Source organism: Streptomyces sp. NPDC030820, from assembly GCF_055572075.1.
The window spans coordinates 98,914-113,694 of record NZ_JBVIEB010000008.1 but is presented as its reverse complement, the minus strand read 5'-3'; the positions used below and the strand labels follow the sequence as shown (position 1 = coordinate 113,694).

Genomic DNA, 14,781 nt, shown 5'->3' with positions numbered 1-14,781 from the left:
AGGCGTGGCTCTTCCGCCCCTTACCCCCGAACAGCGCGCAGCCGCGCTCGAAAAGGCCGCCGCGGCTCGCCGGGAGCGGGCCGAGGTCAAGAATCGACTCAAGCACTCCGGCGCCTCCCTGCACGAGGTCATCAAGCAGGGCCAGGAGAACGACGTCATCGGCAAGATGAAGGTCTCCGCACTGCTCGAGTCGCTGCCGGGCGTGGGCAAGGTCCGCGCCAAGCAGATCATGGAGCGTCTGGGTATCTCCGAGAGCCGCCGGGTGCGCGGTCTCGGTTCCAACCAGATCGCTTCCCTGGAGCGTGAGTTCGGCAGCACCGGCTCCTGAGTCCGGGCGCAGCCGGACCGGGAGTCCCGGGCACTCCGGGATTGCTGGAATAATCGCTGCATGAGTGAACGTCCGCGGCTGACCGTGCTCTCCGGCCCCTCGGGGGTCGGCAAGAGCACGGTCGTCGCCCATATGCGCAAGGAACACCCCGAGGTCTGGCTCTCGGTGTCGGCCACCACCCGCAAGCCCCGCCCCGGCGAGAAGCACGGAGTCCACTACTTCTTCGTCACCGACGACGAGATGGACAAGCTGATCGCCAACGGCGAGCTGCTGGAGTGGGCCGAGTTCGCCGGCAACCGCTACGGCACGCCCCGCGCGGCCGTGCTGGAGCGGCTGGAGAAGGGCGAGCCGGTTCTGCTGGAGATCGATCTCCAGGGTGCCAGGCAGGTCCGGGAGTCGATGTCCGACGCCCGTCTGGTGTTCCTGGCTCCGCCCTCCTGGGAGGAGCTGGTGCGCAGGCTGACCGGCCGGGGCACCGAGCCGCCCGATGTCATCGAGCGCCGCCTTGAGGCGGCCAGGACCGAGCTGGCGGCCGAGCCGGAGTTCGACACGACCTTGGTCAACACCTCCGTCGAGGACGTGGCGCGCGAGCTGCTAGCCTTGATGGATGTTGTGTGATCGCGACTGTGTGATCACGACTGATCTTTTCCCACCCATCGGAAGGTAGAGCGTGTCCTCTTCCATCACCGCGCCCGAGGGCATCATCAACCCGCCGATCGACGAGCTTCTCGAGGCCACCGACTCGAAGTACAGCCTCGTGATCTACGCGGCCAAGCGTGCCCGCCAGATCAACGCGTACTACTCGCAGCTCGGCGAGGGCCTGCTTGAGTACGTCGGTCCGCTCGTCGACACCCACGTCCACGAGAAGCCGCTCTCGATCGCCCTGCGTGAGATCAACGCGGGTCTGCTGACCTCGGAGGCCGTCGAGGGCCCCGCGCAGTAACCGTTCGTTCTCGCATGACAGGCCCGGCGGCGCGACTGCCGGGCCTGTGGTGTGTCATGGAGGCGTAGGTTCAACGAATGGGAGTCCCGGTGGACAAGCCGAAGGTCGTTCTCGGCGTCAGCGGCGGCATCGCCGCCTACAAGGCCTGTGAGCTGCTGAGAAGGTTCACGGAGTCGGGCCACGACGTCCGCGTGGTGCCCACCGCCTCCGCGCTGCACTTCGTCGGCGCCGCCACCTGGTCCGCCCTGTCCGGCAACCCCGTCTCGACGGAGGTCTGGGACGCCGTCCACGAGGTCCCGCACGTCCGCATCGGCCAGCAGGCCGACCTGGTGGTCGTCGCCCCCGCCACGGCCGACACGCTCGCCAAGGCCGCCCACGGCCTCGCCGACGACCTGCTGACCAACACCCTCCTCACCGCCCGCTGTCCGGTCGTCTTCGCGCCCGCCATGCACACCGAGATGTGGGAGCACCCGGCCACCCAGGAGAACGTGGCCACGCTGCGCCGACGCGGCGCCGTCGTCATCGAGCCCGCGGTCGGCCGGCTCACCGGCGTCGACACCGGCAAGGGCCGGCTGCCCGACCCGGTGGAGATCTTCGAGGTCTGCCGCCGGGTGCTGGCCCGCGGCGTTGCGGAGCCCGACCTCGAAGGGCGGCACGTCGTCGTCTCGGCAGGCGGCACCCGCGAGCCCCTCGACCCGGTCCGCTTCCTCGGCAACCGCTCCTCCGGCAAGCAGGGCTACGCCCTCGCCCGCACCGCCGCCGCCCGCGGCGCCCGGGTCACGCTGATCGCGGCCAACACCGGCCTGCCCGACCCGGCGGGCGTGGACGTCGTACCGGTCGGCACGGCCGTCCAGCTGCGCGAGGCCGTCCTGAAGGCGGCGGCGGACGCCGACGCGGTCGTCATGGCCGCCGCCGTCGCCGACTTCCGCCCCGCGGCCTACGCCACCGGCAAGATCAAGAAGAAGGACGGCCAGGACCCCGACCCGATCGTCCTGGTGCGTAATCCGGACATCCTCGCGGAGATCTCGGCCGAGCGCGCCCGCCCCGGCCAGGTGATCGTCGGCTTCGCCGCCGAGACCGACGACGTCCTCGCCAACGGCCGCACCAAGCTCGCCCGCAAGGGCTGCGACCTGCTCGTCGTCAACGAGGTGGGGGAGCGCAAGACGTTCGGCTCCGAGGAGAACGAGGCCCTGGTGCTGGGCGCCGACGGCAGCGAGACCCCGGTGCCGCACGGCCCCAAGGAAGCCCTGGCCGACATCGTCTGGGACCTCGTCGCGCAGCGCTTGAGCTGACGTCCGCGCGAGCTCGACGGCAGGTTCACGCCACACCGAAATCGGGTGTGGCGACCCTGGCCAAGGCCGCCCGGCATTGGGCAGAATGCCCGTGCCGCAGGTCACGGCGCTCCCGAGAGGCGAGACGGGTGACCCATCGGCCGAGTGCGACCGATAAACTGTTCACGGTCGACGCCGGGCGCAGCCCCGAGCGTCGCCGCCAATGATCAGCCAGCAGCCGCTGCAACCACAGGGAGCGTTGTGTCCCGTCGCCTGTTCACCTCGGAGTCCGTGACCGAGGGTCACCCCGACAAGATCGCTGACCAGATCAGCGACACCATTCTCGACGCGCTTCTGCGCGAGGACCCGACCTCCCGGGTCGCCGTCGAGACGCTGATCACCACCGGCCTGGTGCACGTGGCCGGCGAGGTGACGACCAAGGCCTACGCGGACATCGCGACCCTGGTCCGCAACAAGATCCTCGAGATCGGCTACGACTCCTCCAAGAAGGGCTTCGACGGCGCCTCCTGCGGTGTGTCGGTGTCCATCGGCGCGCAGTCCCCGGACATCGCGCAGGGTGTGGACACGGCGTACGAGAGCCGGGTCGAGGGCGACGACGACGAACTGGACCGGCAGGGCGCCGGTGACCAGGGCCTGATGTTCGGCTACGCGTCCGACGAGACGCCCACCCTGATGCCGCTGCCGATCTTCCTGGCGCACCGCCTGTCCAAGCGCCTGTCCGAGGTGCGCAAGAACGGCACGATCCCCTACCTGCGCCCCGACGGCAAGACGCAGGTCACCATCGAGTACGACGGCGACAAGGCCGTCCGTCTCGACACGGTGGTCGTCTCCTCGCAGCACGCTTCCGACATCGACCTGGAGTCGCTGCTGGCGCCCGACATCCGCGAGTTCGTCGTGGAGCCGGAGCTGAAGGCGCTCCTGGACGAGGGCATCAAGCTGGACACCGACGGCTACCGCCTGCTGGTCAACCCGACCGGCCGCTTCGAGATCGGCGGCCCGATGGGCGACGCCGGCCTGACCGGCCGCAAGATCATCATCGACACCTACGGCGGCATGGCCCGCCACGGCGGCGGCGCCTTCTCCGGCAAGGACCCGTCCAAGGTGGACCGCTCGGCCGCGTACGCGATGCGCTGGGTCGCCAAGAACGTCGTGGCCGCGGGCCTGGCCTCCCGCTGCGAGGTCCAGGTCGCCTACGCGATCGGCAAGGCCGAGCCGGTCGGTCTGTTCGTGGAGACCTTCGGCACCGCCAAGATCGACGCCGAGAAGATCGAGAAGGCGATCGACGAGGTCTTCGACCTCCGCCCCGCCGCGATCATCCGCGACCTCGACCTGCTCCGCCCGATCTACGCCCAGACGGCGGCCTACGGCCACTTCGGCCGCGAGCTGTCCGACTTCACCTGGGAGCGTACGGACCGCGTGGACGCCCTGCGCGCCGCCGTGGGCCTGTAAGCCCCGACCGCCCTTCTCGCCGAGGCCCGGCTCCCTGCCCGCGGGGGCCGGGCCTCGGCGTGCACAGAATCGACTGGCGGGCCCGGCCGGGCGGTCTCTACCCTGACGCCGTCGGCACCGCCCGGTGCGAAGGCCGCGGTTACTTCGTGGAGTGCGCCCCTCGGGGCGTGCGGTGAAGCCGAATCCGTACCGCTGCCGATCCGGATCTCGGGCGGACGTCGGTTGTCAGTGCGGTTTGGTAAGAATGCAAGCGTGAGCAGCGAGAACGGGGCGCCCCGGGCAGACGGGGACGGCGGGGCCGAAGGGCCGCCGCCGGAGCAGCTCGCGCTCATCCGGGAGAGCGTGCGCAAGGCGAAGGTGCCGCGGGCCAAGCCGCGGACCTGGCGGGGCGCCGCGCTCGCCCCGCAGCTGCCCGTCGCCCGGGTGCTGGTCGACAAGGGCGTGCTGCATCTCGACCGGTACTTCGACTACGCCGTGCCCGCCGAGCTGGACGCCGACGCACAGCCGGGCGTGCGGGTGCGGGTGCGGTTCGGGGCCGGTCGGGGCCGGGTGCGGGAAGGGCGCCGGGAGGGCGGCGGGCTCATCGACGGGTTCCTCGTCGAGCGGCGGGCCGAGTCCGACTACTCCGGGCCGCTGGCCGCGCTGGCCCAGGTCGTGTCGCCGGAGCCGGTGCTGAGCGAGGAGCTGCTGGGACTCGCTCGGGCCGTGGCCGACCGGTATGCCGGAAGCCTCGCCGACGTGCTCCAGCTGGCCGTGCCGCCGCGCAGCGCCCGGGCGGAGCAGCGGCCGTCGCCTCCGCCCCCACTCCCGCCGAAAGCGCCCGAGACGGCCTCCTGGGGGCGTTACGAGCACGGGGAGGCATTCCTCCAGGCCCTGGCCTCCGGCGGCTCGCCCAGGGCCGTCTGGAACGCGCTGCCGGGCCCGCTGTGGAGCGAGGAACTGGCCCGCGCCGTCGCCGCCACGCTCGCCTCCGGCCGCGGCGCCCTCGTCGTCGTACCGGACGGGCGGGCCGCCGCGCGCGTGGACGCCGCGCTCACCGCGCTGCTCGGCACCGGCCGGCACGCGCTGCTCACGGCCGACGCCGGGCCCGAGAAGCGGTACGCGCAGTGGCTCGCGGTGCGCCGGGGAGCCGTACGAGCCGTGGTGGGGACCCGGGCCGCCATGTTCGCGCCTGTGCAGGACCTGGGGCTCGTCGCCATCTGGGACGACGGCGACGACAGCCACAGCGAGCAGCACGCCCCGCAGCCGCACGCCCGGGACGTGCTGTTGCTGCGGGCCGCGCTGGACAAGTGCGCCTTCTTGCTGGGGAGCTGGAGCTGCACCGTGGAGGCCGCCCAGCTCGTCGAGAGCGGCTGGGCCCGGCCGCTGGTCGCCGGGCGGGAACAGGTGCGGCAGGTCGCCCCCCTGGTCCGCACGGTCGGGGACGACGACCTCGCCCGCGACGAGGCCGCCCGCGCCGCCCGGCTGCCGACGCTCGCCTGGCAGGCGGCCCGCGAGGGGCTGCGGCACGGGCCGGTGCTCGTACAGGTGCCGCGGCGCGGCTACGCGCCTCGTATGGCCTGCGACCGGTGCCGGGCGCCTGCCCGGTGCCGGCACTGCTCCGGGCCGCTCCAGGGGCAGGACGCCGGGGTTCTGCGGTGCGGCTGGTGCGGGCGCGAGGAGAGCGCCTGGCACTGCCCTGAGTGCGGCGGTTTCCGGCTCCGGGCCCAGGTCGTGGGGGCGCGGCGGACGGCCGAGGAGTTGGGGCGCGCCTTTCCCGCCGTCCCGGTGCGCACCTCGGGGCGGGAGCAAGTGCTGGACACGGTGCCGGGCACGCCCGCGCTGGTCGTGAGCACCCCGGGGGCCGAACCGGTCGCCGAGGGCGGCTACGCGGCGGCCCTCCTGCTGGACGGCTGGGCGATGCTCGTCCGACCCGACCTGCGGGCCGGCGAGGACGCCCTCGGCCGGTGGATCGCGGCGGGCGCGCTGGTACGGCCGCAGAGCGAGGGGGGCACGGTGGTCGTGGTGGCCGAGCCGACCCTGCGGCCGGTGCAGGCGCTGGTGCGCTGGGACCCCGTCGGGCACGCGGTGCGGGAACTGGCCGAGCGGGCCGAACTGGGCTTTCCGCCAGTGTCGCGGATGGCAGCGGTGTCCGGGACGCCCGCGGCCGTCGCCGAGTTCCTGGCCTCGGTCGAACTGCCGCCGGACGCTGAGGTGCTGGGACCGGTGCCGATGCCTGCGACGCCGCCCGGCCGGCCCCGCAGGCCCGGAGCGCCACCGCCGGGCGAGCACTGGGACCGGGCGCTGATCCGGGTGCCGCCGGGGAGCGGGGCGGCGCTGGCCGCCGCGCTGAAGACCGCGCAGGCCGCTCGTATGGCGCGGGGGAGCGGGGAGGCCGTGCGGGTGCGGATCGATCCGCCGGACATCGGGTGACGGGTGGGTTCCGCCGCGCCGGTCCGTCTGTTCAAGCGCGTGTCTGCCCTCCCGGTGGTCCGTCCGGGAGGGCAGGGCGGAAGTGGCGGCCGTCGCTCGGCCGCTGCGCGGCCGTTGCTCAGCCGTTGCGTGGGCCGGGGAAGGCCGTCGGGCGGGCGTCGTCGCGGTCGCGCAGGGCCGGGCTGCCCGCGGTCGGCTGCGTGGGCATCGAGCGGGCCGCGGGGACCGTCGGGACCGTGGGCAGGCCGGTGTTCACATCGAGCGTGCGGGTGCCGGACGGCTCCCCGCTCCGCTCGGCCTCGGCGGCCGCCTGTGCCGCGGCGCGGCGGGCACCGTAACGGCGGTGCACCGCCTGCTTCGTGACTCCGAGCGCCGAGCCCACCGCGTCCCACGAGAAGCCGAGTGAGCGGTCGAAGTCCACCGCGGCCGTCACCAGGGTTTCGACACTGTCCCGCAGTTCCTGGGCAAGGCGCACCGTCGGGGCGGGGGCGCGTCCGTAGACGACGAAGCCCGTGGACGGGCCGGAGCGGCGCGGGCGGTAGACGTTGCCCAGCTGGGCGGTGAGCGTGCGCAGTGCGTCCACCTGCCGGCGCACTCGCTCGATGTCCCGCACCAGCAAGTGCAGGCTGGCCCGGGCCTGGGCGTCGTGGGTTGCGTGGTCGGCCATGAACAAGCCTCTCGAACCGGCGTTGAAAGGAATTGGGCCGCGAAAACGGCCCTATGTGGTCAACTCTTTCTTGACCAACGCGTGTGCGCTCTGCTGGTCACGGGGTGGGGGCGTACGGGCATATGCGTACGCCGGTCGTCCGAGGGCGCGCGGTGTGTGGTTCGGGTTGCTTGTTCTCCCGCCCGCGCACCACCCTTTCCAGTCGGCCCAGAGGCCGGACACCTTGTGGGGGCTGCTCGCCGTCGGCGTCCGCGCGTCTGTTCCCCTGTCGGCCCGGCGTCCGTCGTCCGCCCGGCCTTCTCCGGGTGTCTGGACTTGCTTGGTCATAGACTGGTGCGCTGCCCGTCCAACCCCCGCCCGAGAGGCCCGATCCCGCCCATGAAGCTTGTCTTCGCCGGTACCCCCGAGGTCGCCGTTCCCGCTCTGGACGCTCTGATCGCCTCCGGGCGGCACGAGGTGGCCGCCGTCGTCACGCGGCCCGACGCGCCGGCCGGGCGTGGGCGCAGGCTGGTCGCGTCGCCCGTGGCCGAGCGGGCGGAGGAGGCCGGGATCGAGGTGCTGAAGCCGGTCAGGCCGCGGGACCCGGAGTTCCTGGAGCGGCTGAGCGAGATCGCGCCGGACTGCTGCCCCGTCGTCGCCTACGGCGCCCTGCTGCCCCGCGTGGCCCTGGACATCCCCGCCCACGGCTGGGTCAACCTGCACTTCTCGCTGCTGCCCGCCTGGCGGGGGGCCGCACCCGTGCAGCACGCCATCATGGCCGGCGACGAGATCACCGGGGCGTCGACGTTCCTCATCGAGGAGGGGCTGGACTCCGGGCCTGTCTACGGCACCGTGACCGAGGAGATCCGGCCCACCGACACCAGCGGCGATCTGCTCACGCGGCTCGCCTTCGCCGGTGCCGGGCTGCTCGCGGCCACCATGGACGGGATCGAGGACGGCACCCTGAAGGCCGTACCGCAGCCGGCCGAGGGCATCACCCTCGCGCCGAAGATCACCGTCGAGGACGCCAGGGTCGACTGGGCCACGCCCGCGCTGCGCGTCGACCGGGTCGTGCGCGGCTGCACCCCGGCGCCCGGCGCCTGGACCACCTTCCGCGGCGAGCGGCTCAAACTGATCCAGGTCGCCGCCGTGCCCGAGCGCACCGACCTCGCGCCGGGGCGGATGGCCGTCGGCAAGAACAGCGTGCATGTGGGCACCGGTTCGTACGCCGTCGAGCTGCTCTGGGTGCAGGCGCAGGGCAAGAAGCCCATGCGGGCGGCCGACTGGGCGCGCGGCGTGCGCATCGCCGAGGGCGAGACGCTCGGCGGCTGAGCCCCGGGCGGCGGGGGCGGCGGTGCGCCGACGTAGGCTGGACACCGCACCCCTTCTTCACATCCGGAGCACCTTTTTCGTGAGCGAGCAGTCCCGGCGGCCTCGTAAGCCTGCCAAGCCCTACCGTCGTCCGCAGAAGGACCCCGTCCGCATCCTGGCCTTCGAGGCGCTGCGCGCGGTCGACGAGCGGGACGCGTACGCCAATCTCGTGCTGCCCCCGCTGCTGCGCAAGGCGCGCGAAAAGGGCGACTTCGACGCGCGGGACGCCGCCCTCGCCACCGAGCTGGTCTACGGCACACTGCGCCGGCAGGGGACGTACGACGCGGTGATCAGCGCCTGTGTCGACCGGCCGCTCCGCGAGGTCGACCCGCCGGTGCTCGACGTGCTCAGCCTCGGTGTGCACCAGTTGCTCGGGACGCGGATCCCGACACACGCCGCCGTGTCCTCCGCCGTGGAGCTGGCGCGGGTGGTGCTCGGCGACGGGCGCGCCAAGTTCGTCAACGCCGTGCTGCGGAAGGTGGCCCAGGACGACCTCGACGGGTGGCTGGAGAAGGTCGCGCCGCCCTACGACGAGGATCCGGAGGACCACCTCGCCGTCGCGCACTCGCATCCCCGCTGGGTCGTCTCCGCGCTCTGGGACTCCCTCGGCGGCGGGCGCGCCGGTATCGAGGACCTGCTGGAGGCCGACAACGAACGGCCCGAGGTGACCCTGGTCGCGCGGCCGGGGCGGGCCACCGCCGAGGAGCTGCTCGGCGAGGAGGCCGCCGTACCCGGGCGCTGGTCGCCGTACGCCGTGCGGCTCGCCGAGGGCGGTGAGCCGGGCGCGGTGCGGGCCGTGCGCGAGGGGCGGGCCGGAGTGCAGGACGAGGGCAGCCAGCTGGTCGCCCTGGCGCTCGCGGGCGCGCCCCTGGAGGGCTCCGACAGCAAGTGGCTCGACGGCTGTGCCGGGCCCGGCGGCAAGGCCGCGCTGCTGGCCGCCCTCGCCGCCGAGCGCGGGGCCGCACTGCTCGCCTCCGAGAAGCAGCCGCACCGGGCGGGACTCGTCGCCAAGGCGCTGGCCGGCAACCCGGGGCCGTACCAGGTGATCGCCGCCGACGGCACCCGGCCGCCATGGCGGCCCGGCACCTTCGACCGCGTGCTCATGGACGTGCCGTGCACCGGGCTCGGCGCGCTGCGCCGGCGCCCCGAGGCCCGCTGGCGCCGGCGCCCCGAGGACCTGGAGAACTTCGCCCCCCTCCAGCGCGCCCTGCTGCGCACCGCCCTGGACTCGGTGCGCGTCGGCGGTGTCGTCGGCTACGCCACCTGCTCACCGCATCTCGCCGAGACCCGCGCGGTCGTCGCCGACGTGCTCAAGCAGCGCCCGGAGACGGAACTGATCGACGCCCGCCCCCTGCTCCCGGACATGCCGGCGCTGGGCGAGGGCCCGGACGTACAACTCTGGCCCCACCTGCACGGCACGGACGCGATGTACCTGGCCCTGATCCGCAGAACCGGCTGAACGCCGCAGGGGCCGGCGCCCCTTTCAGGGGCGCGGGGAACTGCGCGATCAGCCCCCACCGGCCGCCAGACAAACCACAACCGCAACAGACCGCCGTTACAGCCAAGCGCAGCGGCATGGCAGGCTTGGGGCATGGCCGTGCAGATCAACCCCAGCATCCTGTCCGCCGACTTCGCCCGCCTCGCGGAGGAGGCCAAGGCGGTCCAAGGCGCCGACTGGCTCCACGTCGACGTCATGGACAACCACTTCGTCCCGAACCTCACGCTCGGCGTGCCGGTCGTGGAGTCCCTGGCTCGTGCGACGGACACCCCGCTGGACTGCCATCTGATGATCGAGGACCCCGACCGCTGGGCGCCCCAGTACGTCGAGGCGGGCGCCTCCTCCGTCACCTTCCACGTCGAGGCGGCGGCCGCCCCTGTGCGGCTCGCCCGGGAGATCCGCGCCAAGGGCGCCCGCGCCTCCATGGCCCTGAAGCCCGCGACGCCGATCGAGCCGTACGAGGACCTGCTCCCGGAACTCGACATGCTGCTGATCATGACGGTCGAGCCCGGCTTCGGCGGCCAGGCGTTCCTCGACATCATGCTGCCGAAGATCCGCCGCACCCGTGAGCTGATCAGCAAGCACGGCCTGCAGGTGTGGCTCCAGGTGGACGGCGGCGTCTCGGCCTCGACGATCGAGCAGTGCGCGGACGCGGGAGCGGACGTGTTCGTGGCAGGCTCGGCGGTGTACGGGGCGAAGGACCCGGCGGAGGCGGTCCGTGCCCTGCGCGCGCAGGCCGACACGGCTACCGCCAAGGCGTCCTGGGCATGCGACCACTGAGCCACAGGTACATGAACGGTTAAGTGAACGGCCCCTATCAGGGCCGATCCGTAGCGCCGAATCTGCAAGGATGAACGGCGAATCCAGAGTGTGAACAGCAGTGAGGAGATCGCCGTGTCGGGTATGTCGGCGGGCCGGTCAGCCATGCGGATGGGACCCGCTGAGCTGGTGCAGGCGGCGGCCATGGCCCGCCGCTTCTACCTCGAGGGCAAGTCCAAGATCCAGATCGCGGAGGAGTTCGGCGTCAGCCGCTTCAAGGTGGCCCGGGTCCTGGAGACGGCTCTCGAACGGGATCTCGTACGTATCGAGATCCGTGTCCCGGCCGAACTGGACGCCGAGCGCTCCGACGCGCTCCGCGCCCGCTACGGCCTGAGGCACGCCGTCGTGGTCGAGTCCCCGGCCGAGGCCGAGGAGACCCCCGACCCCGAGAACCTGGGGGAAGTGGCCGCCGACCTGCTCGGCGAGCTCGTCAACGAGGGGGACGTGCTCGGGCTGGCCTGGGGCCGGTCCACGATCCACATGGCGGCGGCGCTCGACCGGCTGCCGCCGTGCACGGTGGTGCAGCTGACCGGTGTGTACGACGCCGGGACCTCGGAGCGCGGCTCGGTCGAGGCGGTGCGGCGCGCCGCCCAGGTGTCGGGCGGCGACGCCCACCCCATCTACGCGCCGATGCTGCTGCCGGACGCGGCCACCGCGGCGGCGCTGCGCAACCAGACCGGGATCGCGCGGGCCTTCGAGTACTTCGACAAGGTCACGGTCGCCTGTGTCTCCATCGGCTCCTGGGAGCCGGGCATCTCGACCGTGCACGACATGCTCAGCGACGAGGAGCGGGCGCACTACGCCTCGCTCGGCGTCGCCGCCGAGATGGCCGCGCACCTGTTCGACGCCGAGGGGCGCCGGATCGGGCGGGACCTGGGGGAGCGGTGCATCACCGTCAAGGCGGACCAGCTGCGCCGTATCCCGGAGGTCGTGGCGATCGCCGGTGGTCAGCGCAAGGCGTCCGCGATCGACGCGGTGCTGCGGTCCGGGCTGGTCACGAGCCTGGTCACGGACACCTCTGCCGCGGACTTCCTGATGACGGCCGGCCCGACGCCCAAGCCCACGCTCAGCCGAGCGGACCCGGACGGTCACTGACGGACCCCGACGCGCCCTCCGACACACGAGCGGCCGCACCGGCCGGGGCAGGTTCGTGACCCACGCCGGGGGCGTGGTGGTGGCGCGGAGCACCGGCAGGTCGTGGTGGTCGTGCCGGGGCCCGGTGGTCGTGGCGGCCGCGGCAGCCGCTTTGGGTGAGGCGGTTCTGCGGACTCAAGGCGGGGCGGGGGAGGGCCAGGCCGTCAGCCCATCGTCGGCCTTCGGCCCCCGCGTGGCGGGGCCGGGACGAGGCCCGGCGCGGCGGGTCGTGCCGTCCTCGGAGCGGGACGGCCGTGGCAGCATCGTCGGCATGTCGCCGCGGTTCGTCCCCCACATGCCGAGATGGGTCCCCCGCATGCCGAGGCGTTCCCTGCCCCTGGCCCGCCTGCTCGTGGGTCTGCTGGCCGTCGTCCTCGCCGTTCTCGTCGCTGGATGTTCGTCCGGCTCGGGGCAGGGCTTCGGTGGCGGGGCGAGTGCGGGTGTGCGGCCGGCAGGGAGCAGCCCGGCGTGGGCCCACGGTATGGGCACGGTCAAGGAGTCCCAGCTGCCGGCCGAGGCGCGCAGGACGCTCGCGCTCATCGATCACGGCGGGCCCTTCCCGTACGCCAAGGACGGCGTCGTCTTCGGGAACTTCGAGGGGCGTCTGCCGGGGCACCAGCGCGGCTACTACCACGAGTACACGGTCAGGACCCCGGGCTCGCACGATCGCGGGCCCCGGCGCATCGTCACGGGACAGGGCGGGGAGATCTACTACACCGGTGATCACTACAACTCGTTCCGGGCGGTGCTGAGATGACGGACCTCGTGATCACGCTGGACCTCGACGGTGTCACGGACAAGGCCGGCCTCATGGACCGTGCCGCCCGTGCTCTCGCGCTGCCCGACTGGTTCGGCCGCAACTGGGACGCCCTGGCCGACTCGCTCGGCGACCACTCCGTGTGGCCCGAGGACGCCGTCGAGCGGGGACTGCTGGTCGTCGTACGGAACTGGCAGCCGTACGCCAAGGCACGGCCGGACGAGTGGCAGATCGCGCAGGAGGTGTTCGCCGAGGCCGCGGACCACACCCCCGCCCTCTCCGTGGCCCTGGCCCTTGGAGGATCCTCCTAGGTGATCGGGGCCCACCCTGGATGTTCCGTGGGGGCAGGACAACGACGCCGACATGGGACAATGAAGTACGTGCTCTTTCCCCCTGGCGCACCCGTCAGGGGGTCACCTCTGATCGACTGGGATGTGCAGCACGTGCGTTTCCTCAATGACATCCAGCCCGCGTACGACCTGACGTACGACGACGTGTTCATGGTGCCGAGCCGCTCCGCGGTCGGTTCGCGTCAGGGCGTGGACCTCAGCTCGCCGGACGGCACGGGCACCACCATCCCGCTCGTCGTGGCCAACATGACCGCCATCGCCGGCCGCCGTATGGCCGAGACGATGGCCCGCCGCGGCGGCCTGGTGGTCATCCCGCAGGACATCCCGATCGACGTCGTCACCGACGTCATCTCCTGGGTGAAGAGCCGCCACCTGGTGCTCGACACGCCGATCGTGCTGGCCCCGCACCAGACCGTCGCCGACGCCCTGGCGCTGCTGCCCAAGCGCGCGCACAACGCCGGTGTGGTCGTGGACGAGGACGACCGGCCCGTCGGTGTCGTCACCGACGCGGACCTGACCGGAGTCGACCGCTTCACCCAGCTCGAAGTGGTCATGTCCAAGGACCTGCTGCTGCTCGACGCGGACATCGACCCGCGCGAGGCGTTCAACACCCTGGACGCCCACAACCGCCGCTACGCCCCGGCCGTCGACAAGGACGGCAAGCTGGCCGGCATCCTGACCCGCAAGGGCGCCCTGCGCGCCACGCTGTACACCCCGGCCGTCGACGCGAACGGCAAGCTGCGGATCGCCGCCGCCGTCGGCATCAACGGCGACATCGCGGGCAAGGCCAAGCAGCTGCTCGACGCGGGCGTGGACACGCTCGTCATCGACACCGCGCACGGCCACCAGGAGTCGATGATCAGCGCCATCAAGGTGGTGCGCGCCCTCGACCCGCAGGTACCGATCGTCGCGGGCAACATCGTCTCCGCCGAGGGCGTGAAGGACCTGATCGACGCCGGCGCGGACATCATCAAGGTCGGTGTGGGCCCCGGCGCCATGTGCACCACCCGCATGATGACCGGCGTGGGCCGGCCGCAGTTCTCCGCGGTGCTGGAGTGCGCCGCCGAGGCGAAGAAGTACGGCAAGCACGTGTGGGCCGACGGCGGTGTCCGGCACCCGCGCGACGTGGCCATGGCCCTCGCGGCCGGCGCGTCCAACGTGATGGTCGGCTCGTGGTTCGCGGGTACGTACGAGTCGCCGGGCGACCTCCAGCACGACGCAAACGGGCGCGCCTACAAGGAGTCCTTCGGCATGGCCTCCGCGCGCGCGGTGCGCAACCGCACCTCGGAGGAGTCGGCGTACGACCGCGCCCGCAAGGCGCTGTTCGAGGAGGGCATCTCCACCTCGCGCATGTTCCTCGACCCGGCCCGCCCGGGCGTCGAGGACCTGATCGACTCGATCATCGCGGGTGTCCGCTCCTCCTGCACCTATGCCGGTGCCGCCTCTCTGGAGGAGTTCGCCGAGAAGGCCATCGTGGGCATCCAGAGCGCCGCCGGCTACGCGGAGGGCAAGCCGCTGCACGCGAGCTGGAACTGATCCAACTCCCTTCCACACGGCCCCCGTTGTCCCCGTTCGCCGGGAGAACGGGGGCCGCTGCCTTGCAACGGTCGACAGCTTGCGCACAACGATTTGTCATTCCGGCCCGAGGAACGCAATGATCATGCGGGGACGCGCAAGGTTGCTGCATTACGCCCGTGAAGGCCACCCCCGTAAGGTGCTGCGCTGTACGTGGCGTGGCGGGGACCCCGCTCGGTGGGCCCCTGCCCGCGCAGGGCTGCCCCC

13 protein-coding genes and 1 pseudogene are annotated in these 14,781 nt (G+C 72.6%); 13 read left to right on the top strand and 1 reads right to left on the bottom strand.

Annotated elements, in window-relative coordinates; genetic code table 11:
- The first annotated feature begins 4 nt into the window (after positions 1-4).
- The 6 genes and pseudogenes from ACZ418_RS22850 (at position 5) to ACZ418_RS22825 (ending at position 6,424) form a co-directional block, all read left to right on the top strand.
- A complete protein-coding gene (locus ACZ418_RS22850) occupies positions 5-328 on the top strand; it encodes an integration host factor (protein WP_003977346.1) in 324 nt (107 codons plus the stop codon).
- 27 nt (positions 329-355) lie between these two features.
- Positions 356-946: pseudogene (gmk, locus tag ACZ418_RS22845) on the top strand (guanylate kinase); the annotation flags it as partial.
- Between the two features lie 52 nt (positions 947-998).
- On the top strand, positions 999-1,271 hold the full coding sequence (gene rpoZ / locus ACZ418_RS22840) for a DNA-directed RNA polymerase subunit omega (RefSeq protein ID WP_003982715.1): 273 nt from the start codon (positions 999-1,001) through the stop codon (positions 1,269-1,271).
- Between the two features lie 89 nt (positions 1,272-1,360).
- Positions 1,361-2,563, top strand: a complete 1,203-nt coding sequence (gene coaBC, locus ACZ418_RS22835) for a bifunctional phosphopantothenoylcysteine decarboxylase/phosphopantothenate--cysteine ligase CoaBC (RefSeq protein WP_468365748.1) — start codon at positions 1,361-1,363, stop codon at positions 2,561-2,563.
- 240 nt (positions 2,564-2,803) lie between these two features.
- Entirely contained in the window at positions 2,804-4,012 is a 1,209-nt protein-coding gene (metK, locus tag ACZ418_RS22830) for a methionine adenosyltransferase (RefSeq protein WP_468365745.1), read from the top strand.
- Between the two features lie 252 nt (positions 4,013-4,264).
- The gene (locus ACZ418_RS22825) at positions 4,265-6,424 is read left to right on the top strand and encodes a primosomal protein N' (protein ID WP_468365743.1); all 2,160 of its coding nucleotides are present in this window, start codon (positions 4,265-4,267) and stop codon (positions 6,422-6,424) included.
- A 118-nt stretch (positions 6,425-6,542) separates the two neighbouring features.
- Here ACZ418_RS22825 and ACZ418_RS22820 read toward each other — a convergent pair whose 3' ends face one another.
- Positions 6,543-7,091 carry a hypothetical protein gene (locus ACZ418_RS22820; RefSeq protein WP_468365741.1) on the bottom strand — a complete coding sequence of 183 codons (549 nt, stop codon included), beginning with the start codon at positions 7,089-7,091 and terminating at the stop codon, positions 6,543-6,545.
- 378 nt (positions 7,092-7,469) lie between these two features.
- Here ACZ418_RS22820 and fmt point away from each other — a divergent pair, with 378 nt between their 5' ends.
- The 7 genes from fmt to ACZ418_RS22785 all read left to right on the top strand — a co-directional run bounded on the left by fmt (position 7,470) and on the right by ACZ418_RS22785 (position 14,535).
- Positions 7,470-8,402, top strand: a complete 933-nt coding sequence (gene fmt / locus ACZ418_RS22815; RefSeq protein ID WP_468365739.1) for a methionyl-tRNA formyltransferase — start codon at positions 7,470-7,472, stop codon at positions 8,400-8,402.
- A gap of 79 nt (positions 8,403-8,481) precedes the next feature.
- The gene (locus ACZ418_RS22810; protein WP_468365736.1) at positions 8,482-9,900 is read left to right on the top strand and encodes an RsmB/NOP family class I SAM-dependent RNA methyltransferase; all 1,419 of its coding nucleotides are present in this window, start codon (positions 8,482-8,484) and stop codon (positions 9,898-9,900) included.
- Between the two features lie 132 nt (positions 9,901-10,032).
- On the top strand, positions 10,033-10,719 hold the full coding sequence (gene rpe / locus ACZ418_RS22805) for a ribulose-phosphate 3-epimerase (protein WP_468365733.1): 687 nt from the start codon (positions 10,033-10,035) through the stop codon (positions 10,717-10,719).
- 90 nt (positions 10,720-10,809) lie between these two features.
- Entirely contained in the window at positions 10,810-11,853 is a 1,044-nt protein-coding gene (locus ACZ418_RS22800; protein ID WP_468365730.1) for a sugar-binding transcriptional regulator, read from the top strand.
- A 355-nt stretch (positions 11,854-12,208) separates the two neighbouring features.
- Positions 12,209-12,649, top strand: coding sequence for a guanyl-specific ribonuclease (locus tag ACZ418_RS22795; RefSeq protein ID WP_468365728.1), 441 nt, complete (start codon positions 12,209-12,211; stop codon positions 12,647-12,649).
- Complete coding sequence (locus ACZ418_RS22790; protein ID WP_468365726.1) at positions 12,646-12,960, top strand: barstar family protein; 315 nt, start codon at positions 12,646-12,648, stop codon at positions 12,958-12,960. Before ACZ418_RS22795 ends, ACZ418_RS22790 begins: the two co-directional genes overlap by 4 nt.
- 132 nt (positions 12,961-13,092) lie before the next feature.
- The gene (locus ACZ418_RS22785) at positions 13,093-14,535 is read left to right on the top strand and encodes a GuaB1 family IMP dehydrogenase-related protein (protein WP_468365723.1); all 1,443 of its coding nucleotides are present in this window, start codon (positions 13,093-13,095) and stop codon (positions 14,533-14,535) included.
- The last annotated feature ends 246 nt before the right edge of the window (positions 14,536-14,781 follow it).

Excerpts from the sequence above, each read along its gene's own strand:
- ACZ418_RS22790 (WP_468365726.1), top strand. The coding sequence starts at position 12,646 with ATGACGGACCTCGTGATCACGCTGGACCTCGACGGTGTCACGGACAAG.
- fmt (WP_468365739.1), top strand. The coding sequence starts at position 7,470 with ATGAAGCTTGTCTTCGCCGGTACCCCCGAGGTCGCCGTTCCCGCTCTG.
- ACZ418_RS22795 (WP_468365728.1), top strand. The coding sequence starts at position 12,209 with ATGCCGAGGCGTTCCCTGCCCCTGGCCCGCCTGCTCGTGGGTCTGCTG.
- rpe (WP_468365733.1), top strand. The coding sequence starts at position 10,033 with ATGGCCGTGCAGATCAACCCCAGCATCCTGTCCGCCGACTTCGCCCGC.
- ACZ418_RS22820 (WP_468365741.1), bottom strand. The coding sequence starts at position 7,091 with ATGGCCGACCACGCAACCCACGACGCCCAGGCCCGGGCCAGCCTGCAC.